11 protein-coding genes are annotated in these 17,821 nt (G+C 65.5%); 4 read left to right on the top strand and 7 right to left on the bottom strand.

The window, feature by feature from the left end; all coding sequences use genetic code 11:
* Window positions 1-143 precede the first annotated feature (143 nt).
* Both AB4Y43_RS10065 and AB4Y43_RS10060 read right to left on the bottom strand, forming a co-directional pair.
* Window positions 144-1,325 carry an acetate/propionate family kinase gene (locus AB4Y43_RS10065; protein WP_069263399.1) on the bottom strand — a complete coding sequence of 394 codons (1,182 nt, stop codon included), beginning with the start codon at window positions 1,323-1,325 and terminating at the stop codon, window positions 144-146.
* A 78-nt stretch (window positions 1,326-1,403) separates the two neighbouring features.
* Window positions 1,404-3,794: a DUF3141 domain-containing protein gene (locus AB4Y43_RS10060; RefSeq protein ID WP_368727727.1), complete on the bottom strand. Its 2,391-nt coding sequence runs from the start codon at window positions 3,792-3,794 to the stop codon at window positions 1,404-1,406.
* Window positions 3,795-4,236: 442 nt separating this feature from the next.
* Here AB4Y43_RS10060 and AB4Y43_RS10055 point away from each other — a divergent pair, with 442 nt between their 5' ends.
* On the top strand, window positions 4,237-5,988 hold the full coding sequence (locus AB4Y43_RS10055) for a SulP family inorganic anion transporter (protein ID WP_342948709.1): 1,752 nt from the start codon (window positions 4,237-4,239) through the stop codon (window positions 5,986-5,988).
* A 29-nt stretch (window positions 5,989-6,017) separates the two neighbouring features.
* A complete protein-coding gene (locus AB4Y43_RS10050) occupies window positions 6,018-6,698 on the top strand; it encodes a VIT1/CCC1 transporter family protein (protein WP_342948708.1) in 681 nt (226 codons plus the stop codon).
* Window positions 6,699-6,999: 301 nt separating this feature from the next.
* Here the strand turns inward: AB4Y43_RS10050 and AB4Y43_RS10045 are convergent, their stop codons facing one another.
* The 3 genes from AB4Y43_RS10045 to AB4Y43_RS10035 form a co-directional block, all read right to left on the bottom strand.
* Window positions 7,000-7,707, bottom strand: coding sequence for a transposase (locus AB4Y43_RS10045; RefSeq protein WP_368618214.1), 708 nt, complete (start codon window positions 7,705-7,707; stop codon window positions 7,000-7,002).
* A 351-nt stretch (window positions 7,708-8,058) separates the two neighbouring features.
* Entirely contained in the window at window positions 8,059-9,006 is a 948-nt protein-coding gene (locus AB4Y43_RS10040) for an NAD-dependent epimerase/dehydratase family protein (protein ID WP_368727726.1), read from the bottom strand.
* Window positions 9,006-10,724, bottom strand: a complete 1,719-nt coding sequence (locus AB4Y43_RS10035) for an FAD-dependent oxidoreductase (protein ID WP_368727725.1) — start codon at window positions 10,722-10,724, stop codon at window positions 9,006-9,008. Before AB4Y43_RS10035 ends, AB4Y43_RS10040 begins: the two co-directional genes overlap by 1 nt.
* Window positions 10,725-11,032: 308 nt before the next feature.
* Between AB4Y43_RS10035 and AB4Y43_RS10030 the strand changes: the two genes are divergently transcribed.
* Window positions 11,033-11,857, top strand: a complete 825-nt coding sequence (locus tag AB4Y43_RS10030) for a WecB/TagA/CpsF family glycosyltransferase (protein WP_342948703.1) — start codon at window positions 11,033-11,035, stop codon at window positions 11,855-11,857.
* 58 nt (window positions 11,858-11,915) lie between these two features.
* Here the strand turns inward: AB4Y43_RS10030 and AB4Y43_RS10025 are convergent, their stop codons facing one another.
* Together AB4Y43_RS10025 and AB4Y43_RS10020 are read right to left on the bottom strand one after the other, a co-directional pair.
* Window positions 11,916-13,358, bottom strand: coding sequence for an undecaprenyl-phosphate glucose phosphotransferase (locus AB4Y43_RS10025; RefSeq protein ID WP_368727724.1), 1,443 nt, complete (start codon window positions 13,356-13,358; stop codon window positions 11,916-11,918).
* A 617-nt stretch (window positions 13,359-13,975) separates the two neighbouring features.
* Complete coding sequence (locus AB4Y43_RS10020; RefSeq protein WP_368727723.1) at window positions 13,976-14,332, bottom strand: DUF4148 domain-containing protein; 357 nt, start codon at window positions 14,330-14,332, stop codon at window positions 13,976-13,978.
* Window positions 14,333-14,605: 273 nt separating this feature from the next.
* Here AB4Y43_RS10020 and AB4Y43_RS10015 point away from each other — a divergent pair, with 273 nt between their 5' ends.
* On the top strand, window positions 14,606-17,815 hold the full coding sequence (locus AB4Y43_RS10015; protein ID WP_368727722.1) for an efflux RND transporter permease subunit: 3,210 nt from the start codon (window positions 14,606-14,608) through the stop codon (window positions 17,813-17,815).
* Window positions 17,816-17,821 lie beyond the last annotated feature (6 nt).

Genomic DNA, 17,821 nt, shown 5'->3' with positions numbered 1-17,821 from the left:
CGTGCTACGGCGCGCTCGGGCGGCGCGACGAAAGCCGCGTCACAAAAAATTCACTCAACGCGGCATGAAATGTCCATGGCCGCTGCAAAACCCGGATGTTGAACGCTCTGGCTCATCCGTCCTCTCCCTCGCAACGGGCAGTGTCACGCAACGCCCGTTACTTCACGCGTGTGGCGCGCAATCATGAGTTCTTCGTTGGTCGGTATCACCCAGACCGAGACCTTGCTCGACGCCGTGCTGATACAGGGGCCGCCCGCTTCGTTCGCCCTGCTGTCGATTTCCACTCCGCACCAGCGAGCCTGTTCGCAGGCCCGCCGCCGGATCTCCGGCGAGTGCTCGCCGATGCCCGCGGTGAAGACCAGCGCGTCGAGCCCCTGCAGCGCGGCGGCGAGCGATCCCAGTTCGCGTCCGATGCGATACGCGTACAACTCGACGGCGAAGGCGGCGCGCGCGTCGTGGCTCGCCAGCAGCGTACGCATGTCGCCCGAAATACCCGATACCCCAAGCAGACCCGAACGGCGGTACAGCAGGTCCTCGACGCCGCGCGTATCCATTTTCAGTTCGTCTAGCAGGTAAAGAATCGCGCCGGGATCGAGATTGCCGCTGCGCGTGCCCATGGGCAGCCCATCGAGCGCGGTGAAGCCCATCGTGCTCGCCACACTCCTGCCCGCGTCCATCGCACACATGCTCGCGCCATTGCCGAGATGCGCGACGACGGTGCGGCCTTTCGCTGCGTCAGGAGCGACATGGGGCAGCGTGCTGGCGATGTACTCATAGGACAGCCCGTGGAAGCCGTAGCGCCGCACGCCTTGCTCCGTCAACGCTGCCGGCAGCGCAAACGTCGAGGCAAGCGCAGGCTGTGTCGCATGAAACGCCGTGTCGAAACAGGCGACTTGCGGCAGCTCAGGATCGCGTCCGGCGATGACACGAATCGGCTTCAGGTTATGTGGCTGATGGAGCGGCGCGAGGGGCGCGAGCTTGTCGAGTGCGTCCAGCACAGCGGGTGTGACGGCCACGGGCTTCGAGAACTCGCGGCCGCCATGCACCACGCGATGCCCGACGGCGACCACGCGGTTGCCGTCGCGATGGCTGCGCAGGAACTGGGCGATGTGAGCAACGGCCTCATCATGCCCGAGGGGTTGATTGCCCCAATCGTGACTCCCTGTCAGCACGCTTTTCCCATCGAACGCGACGAAACGCGGCGCCGACAGCAGGCCTTCGATCTGGCCGTGCATGACAAGCGGCAGATCGTCCGGCTGCGCATTGAACGCGCTGAACTTGATGCTCGACGAACCGGCATTGAGAACGAGGATGACGTCGGCCATCGTTCTACCCTATCGCCCGCGCGCCGGCGAGCAACGACGGACCGCGGACAAGCCGCTCATACTCTTCGTATTCGCGATTCACGACGCCTCCTTGAGATCGGGCGCCACGCGAGTGGGCGGCGCCTCGGGAACCTCATGCATGGCTCCGACTGTGCTTACCGCCGGTGTGCGTTCCAGCGGCAGCGACGAACGGATCTTGTCGAGCATGCTGAGCTGGGCAGCGGTCGGCCCGGCTTCCTGCACGCGCTTGTCGTCCAGCAGCTTCTCGGCCAGTTCAAGCAGCTTCTCCCGGTCTTGCGGGTCGGCCAGCAGATGCGGCAGCGTGGCGAGCGCCTGTTCCGGCTCGTAACGCACGATGATTTCCTGCTCGCCGCGCACGCGCCGCCATTGGTCGCCCGGCAGCTGAGGCAAATAAGCGGCGTAGTCCTTCGCGAGTTCGTGGCGCAGGGCAAGCCGCGCGAGCGGGAGCGGCTCGCCCCGGCGCGCGAGCAGGCAGGCGGCGCGAGCCAGCGCCTCCGTGTAGCCGCCTTCGGCCATCGACGCCAACGCGTCCCTCACGTAGGGCAGATCGCGGGGGTCTCCGGCCGCCACGGCGGGTCTGGCTTGCGCCTCTTCACCGTGTTCGACGGTGTACAGGTTACCGTAGAAGGAAAAGAACGCGCTCTCCGTCATGGCGTCGCGCATCGCGCGATAGAAGTCGAGCGATGCACTGAACATCTCCGAACCGTAGTGCTCGAACTCCCTCAACGGCGTCTCTTCGTGGACTTCGGCATGCCGCTTTGCCCTGACTGCCTCGGCAGCAGGCCCAAGCCAGGCGAGCCACGGATTCAGATCCGAAAGCGCCCAGCGCTGCGCGCGAAGCGGATGAAACTGCCGCTGCAGATTCGCTGTCGTTTCGTTCGACCACATCCGTACCCACGGTTGCAGGAACAGCTCGTACGCACGCTGGTTCAACTCCGATACGCGCTTGACGGCCTCGAACGGCTGTTCGTCGCTACGCTCGAAGCGGTTCAGGCGCGCGGCAATCTCTTCGAGCCGATACTCGCGGAATGACACGTCGTATGCCGGTTCTCCGTCTTCGCCCCGACGCTCGGCAATCTCCATGCCGTAAAGACCAGGCGGGAACGCTTCGATCGCTTCGAGCACGGAGGCGATCTGCTGATGCTCCTTCTTCGCGACCTTGCCCGAAACGAAAATGCCGAGGTGGCCGATGCTCTGGTGCACGAGTCCTACGATCACCTGACCGCGCGCCTTGATTTCTTCCGTGCTGCCGTAAATGTCGGCGACCCAGTTGAATGCCTGTTGGGGCGGCGTGATGTTGTCGCCCAGCGAAGCGAACAGAATGATCGGCGACTTGATTTCCCGCAGATCGAATGCCGTCCCGTTGAGACCTCGAACTTCGCCCGACCAGAGCGTGTTACCGACGAACAGGTTGCGCGTGATCCACTCGATCTCCTCGCGGTTCATCAGGTAATAGCCGCCCCACCAGCGCTCGAAGTCGAGGAAGCGCGGCGGCTCGGTATCGGCGTTGTCGAACAGGTGGTAGTACTTGTCCCATAGGCTGTTGGCGGGATTGAGATTCTCGAAGTTCTGCACGAGATGGGCGCCGTCGAACTTTCCGTTGCCGAGATCGGCCGTCAGCGAGGCGAGCCAGGTCCCGCCCAGCATGCCGCCGGAATAGCGCATGGGGTTGTCGCCCTCGCCTTCGCTCCACGCGCCGCTCCAGTAGGACATCGGCGCGCCGTTGATGACGAGCGGCCCCGTATGGTCCGGGTCGGAACTCGCGAGCATCATGGCGGCCCAGCCGCCCTGGCAGTTGCCGACGATCGCCGGCTTCGGGCTGTCCGGGTGCAGTTCGCACACCTTCTTGACGAATTGCGCTTCCGCCGCACAGACATCGAGCAGGGTCTGGCCAGGCTCCGGATCGCGAAAGAAGATGACGAAATACACGGAGTGGCCCGCCTTGAGCGCAACACCGGCCTGTGAATCGTCCTTGAAGCCGCCGATGCCCGGACCGTGGCCCGCACGCGGGTCGATGATCACATAAGGACGCTTGCTAACGTCGATGACCACACCGTCGGGCGGCAGCAGGCGCACCAGCGCGTAGTTGACCGGCCGCGCCAGCTTCCGGCCGTCGATCACGAGTTCGTGGCCGAAATGGAGGACCGGCCGAAGACCGTTGCGGGCCTGCTCGACGAAGCCATTGCCGCGCTGGCGCAGGGTGTCCCAGAAGAGCACGGACCGCTCGGCGACATCCACCGCGTAGCGGTAGCCGGCCCAGGGGTCCAGCGCGGTTGCCCATGCTGGGCTCGCCGAAGCGGGTTTGTCGCTTTCGGCCAGCCGCCCAGTCGCATCCGCTAAACGCTGACTGAATTGGGTTTGCGCTAGTTCCGATCGCCTGGCGAGGAGCCGGGCAACTTTGCCGCCGATCTCCTGGCAACGCGCATATTGATTGGCTAGGTCGGTCATGGCATCACCTTCTGGTCCGCGAAGGGGTGGCAAAAGCCACCTCCGCCGCCTCGATTGAATGAAAGGAATGCTTACGAATATGCTGGGCAGTCGCGCGCGTAGCCGTAAAGGCCGGCATGACTGCTATCTCTCCAGACACTGGCAGACGCACGTGACAGGTTCGTTACGGCGCCGCGCCGGGCCGGCGACGATTCCGTCTGCACGAACTGAATCGTGCAGCCGCTCGCGTGCTTTCTCTATAGGACCATCGGCCCATACCCCGCCGTAACGATTGCCCTTGCAGCAGTAGGACCAAAGTCCGATTGACGCTTGATCAACAACATGGGATTCGTCAAATTTCCGCTTCAGCATGTTGAATGCAGTAGCCCACGGGGAAGTAACGGTGAGACATTCGACGTAGATGTGCGTCGGTCGTGTTTCTGCCCCTGGAGGCCACAGCATCATGCGCGATCAGCCCGCGTCGCACCGCAAATCCGGCTTTCGTCTTCCCGTTCTCGAATGGGTACGCGACTACCGGACATCGTGGATCAAACCCGACATCGTTGCGGGCGTCACGGCGGCGGCTGTCGTGTTGCCGAAAGCGATGGCTTACGCGAGCGTTGCCGGACTGCCCGTCGAGACCGGGCTCTACACGGCGTTCGTGCCGATGGTGATCTACGCGCTCTTCGGTACGTCAAGGCCACTGAGCGTCAGCACCAGCGCGACGCTGGCCATTCTGAGCGCGGCCGCGCTCGGTCAGGTTGCGCCCGATGGCAACACCGCCCAACTGGTCATCGCGACCGCCACACTCACGCTGCTCGTCGGCCTCTTCCTCGTTCTCGCGGCCTTGCTCAGGCTGGGGTTTGTCGCGAACTTCATTTCCGAGCCCGTGTTGACGGGCTTCAAGGCCGGCATCGCCATCGTCATCGTGCTCGATCAACTGCCGAAACTGATTGGCATTCACGTCGTGAAAGGATCGTTCTTTCATAACGTATATGCGCTCGCTGCCGGGCTTCCCCATGCGTCGATGTCGACGGTTGCCATGGGCGCACTGACGATCGCCGTGCTGGTCGCGCTCGAACACTGGTATCCGAAGTCCCCCGCCCCGCTCATTGCCGTGGCGCTCGGCATAGCGTGTGTCGCTTTCGCCGGCGTGCAGCGGTACGGCGTGGAGATCGTCGGCGAGATCCCGACCGGATTGCCTTCGTTCGTGATGCCGGATCTTTCCCTGATCGACGCGCTCTGGCCGGCGGCGGTGGGTATTGCCCTGATGAGTTTTACCGAAACGATTGCTTCAGGGCGCGCATTCGCGCTCAGCGGGGAGCCCGTTCCGCTGCCGAACCGGGAACTGCTGGCGACGGGCCTGGGCAATACGTTGGGCGCGCTGTTCGGCTCGATGCCCGCGGGCGGCGGGACGACCCAGACGGCCGTCAACCGGCTGGCCGGTGCGCACTCGCAACTGGCCGAACTCGCCACCGCGGCCGTGACGCTCGGCACCATGGTGCTGCTCGCGCCCGTCATCGGACTCATGCCGCATGCCACGCTCGCTGCCGTGGTGATCGTCTATTCGATCGGCCTGCTCAATCCGGAGGACTTCCGCGCGATCCTCGCCATCCGGCGCACCGAGTTTGTCTGGGCGGTCGTGGCGCTGGTGGGCGTCGTGCTGCTCGGCACGCTGCAAGGCATCCTGATCGCCATCGTCGTATCGCTGGTGGCACTCGCCCATCAGGTGTCCGATCCCCCTGTGTACGTACTGCGGCGCAAACGCGGCACGAACGTATTCCGTCCGGTATCGGACGAGCATCCGGACGACGAGGACTTTCCCGGACTGCTGCTCCTGCGGCCCGAGGGACGAATTTTCTTTCTCAACGCCTCCAACATCGTGCACAAGATCATGCCGCTCCTCGCCCAGACGCGCCCCAGGGTCATGGCGCTCGATATGCGGGCCGTATTCGATGTGGAGTACACAGCATTGAAGATGCTGACCGAGGCCGAGAAGAAGTGTCGCGAGAGTGGAATCGAAGTCTGGGTCGTGGGCCTCAATCCCGATGTCTTTGCCGTGCTCGAGAAGGCGCCGCTCGGCAGCGTGCTTGGACACGAGCGCATGTTTCTCAATCTCGAACAGGCGCTAGCCGCGTGGTGGGAGGCGCAGCATGCCATTGCGCGCGATGACGTATCGTCTGCCAGTAGGCACCCTGGACAGAGAACGCCCTGAGCGCTTATCTACTTTTTGCAAGAGGCCATATGAATACCACTACCCCGACACAGCAAAACGCGGCCGAAAAGCGCGAGCCCGTACTCAACACCGTCGAGCGCGTGACCGAACTGTGCTTTGGCCTGTTCATGGCGTTGACTTTCGTCGGCGCCGTCAAGGCGGTCACAGCGGGCGAGGACGCCGGCCGCAAACTGTTCCTGGCCGCCCTCGGATGCAATCTCGCCTGGGGCCTCGCAGACGCCGTGATGTATCTCGTCCGCACGCTCGCGGATCGCGGACAGCGCCTGACACTCGCCCTGACCGTGAAACGCGAACCAGACCGCGCCGCGGCCGTGCGGGCGTTGCGCGACGCATTGCCGACGGCGCTGGAACCGCTCGTCGACGACGAAGAACTCGAGCTGATTCGCGCGCGCCTCGCCGCGGCGCCTACGCTGCCACCTCGCGCGCATTTCAAGCGCGATGACTTTCTTGGGGCAGTGAGCGTTTTTCTGCTGGTGGTCGTATCGACGTTCCCGGTTGCCCTGCCCTTTATCCTCGTGAGGGATCACATAGCGGCGCTCGTCATCTCACGCATACTCACGCTCGCGATGCTCTTCGCCGCCGGTTTCGCGCTCGGACGCTACACCGGCGCGGGCGCGATGAAAGCGGGCTTCGCGATGATGCTGCTTGGGATCGTGCTGACGATGGCGATCATTGCGCTCGGCGGCTAGCCGTCAGGCGACACGGCTTCGTTATCCGCGGTCATCGGCAGCCCGCACTGCGGCTGGCGATGACCGTCACCGCTGCCTGGAAGTGGATTTCGGCCCCGAACATCGGCACGGATGTCTGCGTCGTGCCGGGTTGTTCGGAAGCCGGCGTGCCATACATGTTGTGCCAGTATTCGTAGCCAGGACCCAGGTACGCCGTGCGCGGATGGCCGGCGAACGATCCCCGTCCGGATGGATCTCGTAGACGATCGACCCATCAGGACGAACGACCGCCCCCGCTGTGCGGCTAGCCCACCGTCCCTCGTCATGCGTGGGCGCTGGCCGTGCGAACCTTGCTCGGCCGGTCGCGCAGCAGCAACGGCATCAAGCGCCGGTTGGCTGTCTGCGCCGCCCATTCGCAATAGGCGGCGCTGCCGAGCACCCAGCCCTCGAGCGTCGCCCGCATCAGGTTATTGACCTCGGCTTCGTCGAGAGGCTGTGCGCCCAGGTCGCGGTAAGACTCGTGCCGTTCGAACGGCGTATCGCCGAGCGCGCGATAGAGCGGATGATCCTTGACGAACCTGTCGACACGCAGCCCGACGTGGTGCGTGTAGCTCGACCACGGATAGTTGCCCGGCTCGGCCACGAGGCGGTTGCGCACCGGCGCATGATCGATGACCTGGCTCGCGAGCAGGAAATAGCGGTCGGGTTCGATCACGGTTGCCCGGTACTCGCCACGCCACATCGCACCGCGGCGTCCATGGCGGCGGTTGAATGTCTCGACATAGCGACGGCAAACCGCCTGCATCGCCATGGCTACGCTCGACTCGTATGAAGGCGTGACGAGGAACTGCACCGCGTCGGGCATCAGCACCCACGCGTGGACTGCCAGATCGGCGACGCGCGCGGCGTCCGCGAGGCAGGCGAGGAAGTAAAGGTAGTCTCCTTCGTCGAGGAATGCGGGCCCTTTGAGCCCCTGCAAGATAACGTGCTGCGGTTGTTCTGGGACGTAGTGCCGTGCAAGCCGTGTCATGCTGAATTAACCGGAAATCCGATGTGGGGGAGCGATCCGACAGGTATCGATCGCCTGACGCTGCGTGAGTGGATCTACGATCAAATTCTATGGGCCGTGCGCGCACGTCTGCGTCGCGAACAGGCCTTTTTTATGGCCTCAATTCGCTGATTTGACGAGCGCAACGCGCGCATTTTTACGCCGCCGCTGAATAGCTGTCGAAGCGCGATCCGGCACCACTAAAGCGTAGCGATGAGGGTACGATGGTCGAAGCGACTGAAGTCCCAAAATTTATCCGCAGGACTCCGAATTATAGTGATGGGTCGAAGCCGAAGCCTTCGACGCGCCGAAACCCCGCCTAACCCGACCGGTTCAGTCGGCGCGCGACGACGCCGCCATGAACGCTTCGGCCTGCAGCGCGACGCGCCACGGCGTCCACGTCATCCCGAATGCCTGTTCCGCGCGGCGCGCGTCGAGCCGGATGTCCTGTTGCCACAGCCGCGCGAGCGAAGGCGGCAGCGGCGGAGGCACCTTCACGCCACCCAGTTTGCGCCCCGCGATCCCGGCAATCTTCAGCGCAGGCGCCCACAGCTTCGTTTCGAGTGCAAGACGCCGCGCACCGATCCGCTCCACGGGCGTCGCCCCCAAAATTCGCGCGTAGGCGACGAAGTATTCATTCCAGCGCGGCGCCTCGGCCATCGCGAGGTTGTAGGCCTGAGCGCCCGAAGCCGGCGTGCGCAGCGCAGCCAGCGCCGCCTGCACGACGTCGTCGATGTGGACGAGATTACTGCAACCGTCGCCGGCGGCGCCGAGGTCACCCAGGCGCCGCGCGCACAGCAGCTGCGCAATGCGCGCCGACCACTGCGGACTGCCGCCTCCGTAGATGCAACCCGGGCGCAGTATCGTGAGCGCGGGCAGCGCAGCGAGCAGTCGTTCCGACTCGACCTTCGCATGGCCATAGGGGCTCACGGCGTCGAGCGCCGCCGCTTCGTCGATACGGCCTTCGGCGGCGCCGTACACCGCCATCGAACTGAAGTGGACCACGGGCAGCGGCGCACCGCGTGCCGCCAGCGCGGCCGCCAGCGCGCGCGCATTCGCGACGATCGTCGCCGGCGCACCCGCCACGCAGTTGACCACGCCGTGCACGTCGGCCAGCGCGGCGGCGAGCGACGCGGGGTCCGCGGCATCGACACTGCGCAAGCCGCTTCCTTCCCTGCGCGAGGCGGCCACCGGCTCGGCCCATTCGGTACGGCTCAACGCTTTCACCAGATGGCGGCCGACGAAGCCGGTCGCGCCAAGAACGAGAATACGGGCTTTCATTACGCGGGTTCGGAAGGGTTTGCGATTGGAACGGGCAGCGCGCCGAGATCGGCGGCGCCCTTGAGGTGTTCGGCGAGCCGCAGTGCGAGCGCGACGATGGTCAAGGTCGGATTCGCCTGGCCCGAAGTCGGGAACACCGCGGCGCCCGTCACATAGACGTTGTCCGCTTCGTGCAGCCGGCAGTCGGCATCGACCACGCTCGTGCGCGCATCGCGCCCCATGCGCGCCGTGCCGATGTGATGGCCGCCATAGGCTCCGTAGCGCGTCATTTCGGCCTCGACCTGCGCGGGGTCGTAGGTGAAACGGCCCACGCCCGCGCGCTCGACTTCGTGCGCAAGTGCGGCGAGCGCGCGGCTCACGGTCGCGACGTCCTGCTGCGTGTAGCGCCAGTCCACATGAATGCGGCGCAGGCCGAGTGCATCGGTTTCATCGCCGAGCGTGACGCGGCTCGCCGGATTGGGCTCCTGCTCCGCATGGAAGTCGAGCGAGAAACGCAGATTCGCAGGCCGCACGATCACCGAGGGGAACTTGCGCGCGGCCAGCGTGCGCCGCTGCAGCCAGTGCCACAGGAAACGCGCCGTGTTCGGCGCGTCCGCAACGACGTTTTTCGCGTGCGCGAGCGTGGAGCCCGCATAGCCTTCGGGTGTGCCGTCGTAGAGGCGCTTCGCGTATTCGTAGGGCACGATGCCGCGCGCGAGATACAGCGCGGAGAGGATGCCGTTGCCGTGTCCGGCGTCCGGAATGCGCGGATGATGCAGGCGCGCAATGAAGTTGCCCGCGCGCAGCGCGTCTTGCTGTTCCGGGCGCAGCGCGAGGCGGCGGCGGCAATAGATGCCCTCTTCCGTCACCTCGTAGCCGTGCCACACGGACTGCGCCGCCGCGAGATCGAGCGTGCCGATCGTGCCCGCGAGATGGCTCATGTAATAGCGGCCCACCGCGTCGTGGGCGTTGCCGAGCCCCCCGCCGCTCGGCCCGGGGCTGTTGAGCAACAGGCGTGGCACTTCGAGACCGCCGGCCGCGAGCACGTAGGCGCGTGCGGCCACCGCGAACGTCGCGCCGCCCGTCGCGTCCTTCGCATTGAGCACGCGTACCTGAGCTGCGCCGACACGCCGCGTCGAACCCGCCAGCATCGGCAGGCGGCACAGGTTCGCATGCTGGAGCACACGCACGCCGCCTTTCGCCAGGCGCGCCCGGTAACGCTGACCGAAATCGGTCGGGCAGCTGAAGCGCTCGAGCGTGTGCGTCGAAAACACGTCGCTGGCAAAGCCGCCGATCATCGGGCGCGGGGGCGCCGCGAACGCGCCTTCGGCCGTATAGGCGAATTCGCCCGCTTCGCACAGCGCGTTGGCTTGCGGGTAGTGGCGCAGCACATCGGCGAACGCGATCGGCCAGCCGCTGTGCGCAACGTAATCGCGCGCCTCGAAGTCGTGCGCGTCGAGCGGCATGCAGCGGCCGCCCCACAGCGTGGTCGAGCCGCCGAAGCGCCGCACGCGGTAGTTGTCCGGCGGCGGATGCAGCGCCGCATTCGCCACCGTGCCCGCGTACAGCTGCTGGGTGGCAGGCTCGGGCGCATCGCCGCCGCTTTCCAGCACGATTACGTCGAGCCCGCTCTTCTCCAGCGCGAGCGCGAGCGCAATGCCGGCGGCGCCGGCCCCCACGATGCACAGGTCCGCGTGCAGCGTCGTGCCGGCGGGAATCTCACGGGCGTCGGTGATCATCGTCTGTTACGTATGGGAAAGGGAAGACGGGCCGCGGCGATCGTAGCCGATCGCTCGCGTGCAACCAACGGCGCCACCAGAGAAATTTCAGACGCATCCCGATTTTTGTCTCTAAAAAAACACTGTTGTATTACCCGCAGCACCGACACAGCAGTAAGATTCCGTCTGAAGTCCAAAACGCCTTGGCAAAAGCCAGGAGACCAGAAAAAAACATAACGTACGTCGCATGACGGGGTGGCACGACGCCGGTTCAACGGGCGCCGTGCGTGGCTCTCGTCGTGTGCGCACGTCGGGGTCACAAAAACAACATGAGTACGCCTTACATAACAGCGGCGCCGCAGGCGACCGCACGGGGTGTCTTCAAGCCGAGCATTCCCTTGTTCGGCCTCAACATCGCCGCCGTGTCGTTCGACACCGCGCTCGACGTGCTTTGCACCGCCGCCTTGCAGCGCGACGGCCGGGCGCGTGTCGCGGTCACGCCAAACGTCGATCACGTGGTGCGTCTCGACACGCAGCCCGATCTTCATCGTCTCTACCGCACCGCCGACTTCCTGTTTGCGGACGGCATGCCCGTGGTCTGGGCGAGCCGCCTGTTCGGCGCGCCGCTGCCGGAACGCGTGACCGGCGCGGACCTGTTGCCCGCCCTGTGCGAGCGCGCCCACGCAGCCGGCTGGAAAGTGGTGGTAGTCGGCGGCCGCCCGGGTCACGAAGCCACGCTCCTGAATGGCTTCGCGCAGCACTATCCGGGCCTCGACGTCGAGGTGATCGCACCTTCCATGACGTTCGATCCGACCGGCCCCGAGGGTGATGCGGTGGCCGGGCGCGTGCGCGCGGCCGCGCCCGATATCGTGTTCGTGTGCCTCGGCATGCCCAAGCAGGAACGCTGGGCCCTGCATCACGCGAGCAAGCTGCCGGGCGGCCTCATGCTGTGCGCCGGGGCGGCCGTCGAGTTTGCCGTCGGCCTGCAGCAACGCGCCCCCGTGTGGATGCAGCGCTGCGGCCTCGAATGGTGCTGGCGCATCAAACAGGACCCCGCGCGCCTGTGGCGCCGCTACCTCGTGGACGACCGCCGCTTCTTCGCCATCCTGTGGCGTCACTGGCGCATGGCGCGCACGCAGCAGCGCGCGGCGTAAGGCCGCCGATGCGGACGCGGCCGGCTCATGTCCGGCCACGTCTCGCGCGGCGCGCGCTTCAAACCGCATTGCGGCCCGAGACGATCGACGGGATCGTCTTCAGCAGGATCTGCAGGTCGAGCCACAGCGACCAGTGCGTGATGTAGTAACGGTCGTACTCCACGCGGCGCTGCATCTTGTCGGGCGTATCGGTCAAGCCGCGCAACCCGTTGATCTGCGCCCAGCCGGTAATGCCCGGCTTCACGCTATGGCGCAGCATGTAGCCGGGAATCAGCTGCCGGTACTCTTCGTTGTGCTCGGCCGCGTGCGGACGCGGACCCACGAGACTCATCGAACCGCCCAGCACGTTGAAGAGCTGCGGCAACTCGTCGAGCGAAGTCCGGCGCAGATAGCGCCCCACGGCCGTGATCCGGTCGTCGCCGCTGCGGGCCTGGCGCACGCCCTGCTCTTGTGCATCGCCCTCGTTCTCCGCCGCGACGCGCATCGAGCGAAATTTGTGCACGACGATCGCCCGGCCGTGCTCGCCGTTGCGGCGCTGCCTGAACATCACCGGGCCCGGCGAATCGAGCCGGATCACCAGCGCGATCGCGAGCATGACGGGCCACAGCAGCGCGAGCAGCAACGCCGCGCCGGCAATGTCGACCACGCGCTTGAGCATGCGCGAGAGCCCCAGAATCGGCACGTCGTGCAGTGCCAGCAGCGGCACGCCGGCCAGGTCCGCTCCGGTCGTCGCGACGTCCTCCAGGTAATGCAGCTCGGGCACGAGATAGATCGCAGCCGTCGAATCGTAGAGGCGCGTCACGATGTCGGCCGTGATGTCCTTCACTTGCGTTGCGTCGGCTCGCGCCATCGCGGCCTGCCCCATCGCGAGGAACACGATCTCATAGTCGTTCGCGTGGATGCGCGTGGCGGCGTCTTCATAGCGGCCGAGATACGGCGGCAGCGTTTCCCCGTCACGCGGCGTGGCAGGCGCATCGTTGTAATAGCCCATCACGTGAATACCGAGAATCGGCGAACGCTGCAGGCGCAGGTTCAGCTTGCGCGCCTCGCGGCCCATCCCGAAGAACACCGCGCGGCGCAGGTTGCCGGGCGCGTTGTTGACGCTGTGGGCCACGCCGCGCAATACAGCCAGGCCGACGAGTTGCAGCGGCAGCGCAATGGCGGCCCACTGGACGACCAGCGTACGCAGGGCCGTCGTGCCGCTATCGCCATGCGTCGCGAACAGCAGCACCATGAGCGCGACCGGCAGCCGGCACCAGCGCCATGCGCCGCGGCCCAGCATCCACCAGAGATGACGCGCGCTGGCTACCAGGTGAAAGCGCGCAAACACGACGAACGCGGCCACGGCGAACGCCCCGGTCAGCGCCCGCGTGTACGGCGTATCGCCGGTCTGTCCGCGCAGCAACAACAGCGCCACGAGCGCGCCCGTATTGAGCGCCGCGCTGATGACACCGACCAGCGCCATAAAGAGGCGGTGATGGTGGGTCGACTGGGTGGACATGACGGGTTCGGCCAGTATGTGCGACTGTTTTTTACGCCTGATTGGCATGACGGCGGGATTAGACCGCGAGGGGAATGACCGTCTGCGCAAGGCGCAACAGCAGCAAGCGGCGGACGACGATTCGCTAGAAAGGCGAAACGCGAGTCTCAAACGCTTGCGATTAAACACACGAACCGAACGTACGCGCTTTTTTAAACATGGAGCGCTATTCGTAGTGCAAGACGGCCGCTCCCCGTCGGCCTGACGGCGCAGACTCCTGTTCCGGCAGCGCGAGTGGTCTAGATTCGCGCCAATAGCCCGGAATGGAGAACGGCCATCCCAATTCGCGCGTATCTTACCAGCGCATTATGAATTTGCGTGATCCGGAAAGATAGCGCCGTGAAAACGCGCGGTATCGTGGGGAATTTGCCGATGCGGCTGATTTAACGCCGCCGTAATTAGTAGGGTAGGTTCGGGGCTTCAATAAAAATGAATAGCGATTTCTTGCGCGCGAATGGGGCGAATTACGTTCGCGCAAACGTTTGTTCAAGCGAATCGAAATGCGCGGGGGCGCCCGGCGTTATCGCCGGGGCTGCTGCGCCGCGTTCGAGCATCCAGTGGCTCGCTCAGTGGCCCGCTCAGTGGCCCGCATAAATCGACCGCTCGCCGACGCTGGCCACGACCGGCGCACCCGCGTCCGAGCTGCCCGTCATCGCCACGCCGCCGACCGCCGTGCTGCCCGGCGCGGCCTGCTGGTTCTTTTGCGCCTGCTCCTGCGCCACGATCGCCTCCGCGTGCTGGATGTCATCCGGGTAGTTGACGTCCTTGGCCACCGGACGATACCCCGCCTGCTCCAACCGCACGAGATCGGCGATCACATGGGCGCGCGTGACCGGCGCGTTGGCGGGGTCGGCGGGGGTGGCAGTCTGTGCGAAAGCGGCAGCGGGAGCGGCCAGGGCGCAGGCAACGAGCAATGTGGAAACGAGTGCTTTCATGATGTTCACCTCTCAATGAATGGCCGCTGCATCGGGAAGGGATGCCGCCTCAGCCACCCTCGGCAATGTCGCGAAGGTTGAACGCATTCTGGTCGCGCGGCGCTGACCCAAAGCTGACCTGCTGATTACGAGTTCGTTATCTGGGCGCAGCGCGCCCCCGGCGGCTAGCGTCCTTGCACGGCAAAGATGACAAATCCGTAATGTCGAGGTCAGCACCGGGTAAGCGCGCCCTCCCGATACTTGCGCCACTCCCGCCTCAACCCGGACCCCGTCATGTGGATCGTCAAACTGGCTCTCAGACGGCCTTACACGTTCATCGTGCTGGCCGTACTGCTCTTTATCCTCGGGCCGCTCGCCATCATGCGCACGCCCACGGACATTTTTCCGAACATCAATATCCCGGTGGTCAGCATCGTCTGGACCTACAACGGCTTCTCCGCCGAGGACATGGCGCACCGCATCACCTCGAACTACGAGCGCGCGCTGACTTCGGACGTGGACGACATCGAGCACATCGAATCCCAGTCGCTCAACGGCGTGTCGGTCGTGAAGGTGTTCTTCCATCCTGGCGCCGACATCAACCGCGCGATTGCCGAGGCGGCGTCCAACTCCGCGTCGATCCTGCGTGTGCTGCCGCCCGGCACGCTGCCGCCGAACATCATCACGTACAACGCCTCCACCGTGCCTGTTCTGCAACTGGGCCTCTCTAGCGCGACCTTGCCCGAGCAGTCGCTTTACGACCTCGGCAACAGCTTCATCCGCACGCAGCTCGCGACCGTCCAGGGCGCGGCCGTGCCGCTGCCCTATGGCGGCAAGATCCGCCAGATCATGGTGCAGCTCGATCCGAAAGCGTTGCAGGCCAAAGGTCTTGCACCCGCGGACGTCGTCAACGCCGTGAACGCGCAGAACCTCATCCTGCCCGGCGGCACGGCGAAGATCGGCTCGCGCGAATACAACGTGGAGATGAACGGCAGCACGCAAACCGCCGCGGCGCTCAACGACCTGCCCATCAAGACCGTGAACGGCAGCGTGGTGTATGTGCGCGACGTCGCGCACGTGATCGACGGCTACGCGCCGCAAACGAACATCGTGCGCGCGGACGGCAAACGCGCTGCACTCCTTACGGTCGAAAAGACCGGCAGCGCCTCGACGCTCACGATCATCCAGCAAGTGAAGGCCATGCTGCCGACGATCGCCGCGGGCCTGCCGAGCGCGCTCAAGATCACGCCGCTCTCCGATCAGTCCGTGTTCGTGAAGTCGGCGATCTCGGGCGTGGTGCGCGAGGCGCTCATTGCGGCTTGCCTCACCGCCGCGATGATCCTGCTCTTTCTCGGCAGCTGGCGCGCCACGCTCATCATCGCCGTGACGATTCCGCTCGCCGTGCTCACGTCGCTCATCGCGCTCGCGGCGCTCGGCGAGACCATCAACATCATGACCCTCGGCGGCCTCGCGCTTGCGGTCGGCATCCTCGTTGACGACGCCACCGTCGCTATCGAAAACATCACGCATCATCTTGAGCGCGGCGCGCCGCTGCACGACGCCATTCTCGACGGCTCCGGCGAGATCGCCGTGCCGACGTTCGTCTCGACGCTCTCCATCTGCATCGTGTTCGTGCCGATGTTCCTGCTTTCGGGCGTGGCGCGGTATCTGTTCGTGCCGCTCGCCGAGGCTGTGGTGTTCGCGATGTGCGCGTCGTACTTCTTCTCGCGCACGCTGATTCCCACGCTCGCCATGTATCTGCTGCGCGCGCGTAAGCCTGACGCTGCGCCCAGGCGCGGCATCGCCGGTGCGTTGACGCGCTTTCAGGCGGGCTTCGAACGACGCTTCGAAGCGGTGCGCAACCGCTATCGCGCGCTGCTTCAGGCGGCGATTGCGCAGCGCCGCCGATTCGTGGTGCTGTGGCTCGCGCTGTGCCTCGGCTCGCTCGTGCTCGTGCCGTTCACCGGCCGCGACTTCTTCCCCGCTGTCGATACCGGCGAAATCCGCCTGCACCTGCGCGCGCCTACCGGCACGCGCATCGAGGAAACGGCCCGCATTACCGACGAAGTCGAAGCGAAAATCCGCAGCGTGATTCCGCCCGCCGAACAGGCCGCGGTGCTCGACAACATCGGCGTGCCGGTGAGCGGCATTAACCTCACGTATGACTCGTCGGACCCCATCGGCCCCGAAGACGCAGACGTCCTCATCACGCTCACGCCGAAGCACCAACCCACCGCGCAATATGTCGCGAAGCTGCGCAACGTGCTCAACGCCTCGTTTCCGGGCGTGACGTTCGCGTTCCTGCCCGCCGACATCGTGAGCCAGATCCTGAACTTCGGCCTGCCTGCGCCCATCGACGTGCAGATCGTCGGCAACAAGCTCGCGCAGAACCGCGTCGTGGCGAATCATCTGCTCGACCAGATGCGTGGCGTGCGCGGCCTCGTCGACGCCCGCATCCAGCAGCCCGGGGACGAGCCCACCATCAACGTCGACGTAGATCGCACGAAGGCCCTGCAAGCGGGCCTCACGCAGCACGACGTGGCGCAGAACCTGCTCATCGCGCTCTCGGGCAGCTCGCAAACCACGCCCAACTTCTGGCTCGATCCGAAGAACGGCGTGAGCTATCCGCTCGTGACCGAGGTGCCGCAATACGATATCCATTCGCTGCAAACACTCGCCAATATTCCGCTGACGACGTCGCAATCCGTCACGTTCTCGCCGCAAAACCAGCTCGGCACGCTCGGCACGGTCTCGCGCAGCTCGCAGGAAGCCGTGGTGTCGCACTACAACGTGCAGCCCGTGCTCGACATCTTCGCGTCGACACAGGGACGCGACCTGGGCGGCGTCGCCTCCGATGTGAACCGCCTCGTGAACGCCGCGCGCGCGCAACTGCCGCCTGGCTCGTCGATCGTGATGCGCGGCCAGGTGCAGTCGATGAACGCCTCGTTCAGCGGCCTTGCGGCGGGCCTGGCGTTCGCCATCGCGCTCGTGTACCTGCTGATGGTCGTGAACTTCCAGTCGTGGCTCGATCCGCTCATCATCGTGAGCGGCCTGTCGGCCTCGCTCGCCGGCATCGCGTGGATGCTGTTCGTCACCCAGACCACGCTGAGCGTGCCGGCGCTCACGGGCACGATCCTCTGCATGGGCATCGCCACGGCCAACAGCATTCTCGTCATCAACACGGCGCGGGAGTCGCTCGCCGCGGGCATGGAGCCGCTCGCCGCCGCGCTCGACGCGGGTTTCAGCCGCTTTCGCCCGGTGCTCATGACGGCGCTCGCGATGCTGATCGGCATGTTGCCGATGGCGCTGGGTCTCGGCGACGGCGGCGAGCAGAACGCGCCGCTCGGGCGCGCCGTGATCGGCGGCCTCGCGGTCGGCACGCTTTCCACGCTCGTGTTCGTGCCGGTCGTGTTCGGCATGGTGCATGGCTGGCTCGCGCAACGCCGCGCCGCGCGCGATGCCAGCAACGATGCGCAAGCCGATACAACCACTCACGTTGAATAAGGATTC

Origin of the sequence: Paraburkholderia sp. BR10872 (assembly GCF_040965835.1) — a bacterium.
Lineage (GTDB): Bacteria > Pseudomonadota > Gammaproteobacteria > Burkholderiales > Burkholderiaceae > Paraburkholderia > Paraburkholderia nodosa_A.
This window is presented reverse-complemented; position numbering and strand designations above follow the sequence as displayed.

What these genes read in the sequence shown, in the direction of transcription:
- AB4Y43_RS10065 (WP_069263399.1), bottom strand. Translation starts at nt 1,325, where the DNA reads ATGGCCGACGTCATCCTCGTTCTCAATGCCGGTTCGTCGAGCATCAAG.
- AB4Y43_RS10060 (WP_368727727.1), bottom strand. Translation starts at nt 3,794, where the DNA reads ATGACCGACCTAGCCAATCAATATGCGCGTTGCCAGGAGATCGGCGGC.
- AB4Y43_RS10055 (WP_342948709.1), top strand. Translation starts at nt 4,237, where the DNA reads ATGCGCGATCAGCCCGCGTCGCACCGCAAATCCGGCTTTCGTCTTCCC.
- AB4Y43_RS10050 (WP_342948708.1), top strand. Translation starts at nt 6,018, where the DNA reads ATGAATACCACTACCCCGACACAGCAAAACGCGGCCGAAAAGCGCGAG.
- AB4Y43_RS10045 (WP_368618214.1), bottom strand. Translation starts at nt 7,707, where the DNA reads ATGACACGGCTTGCACGGCACTACGTCCCAGAACAACCGCAGCACGTT.
- AB4Y43_RS10040 (WP_368727726.1), bottom strand. Translation starts at nt 9,006, where the DNA reads ATGAAAGCCCGTATTCTCGTTCTTGGCGCGACCGGCTTCGTCGGCCGC.
- AB4Y43_RS10035 (WP_368727725.1), bottom strand. Translation starts at nt 10,724, where the DNA reads ATGATCACCGACGCCCGTGAGATTCCCGCCGGCACGACGCTGCACGCG.
- AB4Y43_RS10030 (WP_342948703.1), top strand. Translation starts at nt 11,033, where the DNA reads ATGAGTACGCCTTACATAACAGCGGCGCCGCAGGCGACCGCACGGGGT.
- AB4Y43_RS10025 (WP_368727724.1), bottom strand. Translation starts at nt 13,358, where the DNA reads ATGTCCACCCAGTCGACCCACCATCACCGCCTCTTTATGGCGCTGGTC.
- AB4Y43_RS10020 (WP_368727723.1), bottom strand. Translation starts at nt 14,332, where the DNA reads ATGAAAGCACTCGTTTCCACATTGCTCGTTGCCTGCGCCCTGGCCGCT.
- AB4Y43_RS10015 (WP_368727722.1), top strand. Translation starts at nt 14,606, where the DNA reads ATGTGGATCGTCAAACTGGCTCTCAGACGGCCTTACACGTTCATCGTG.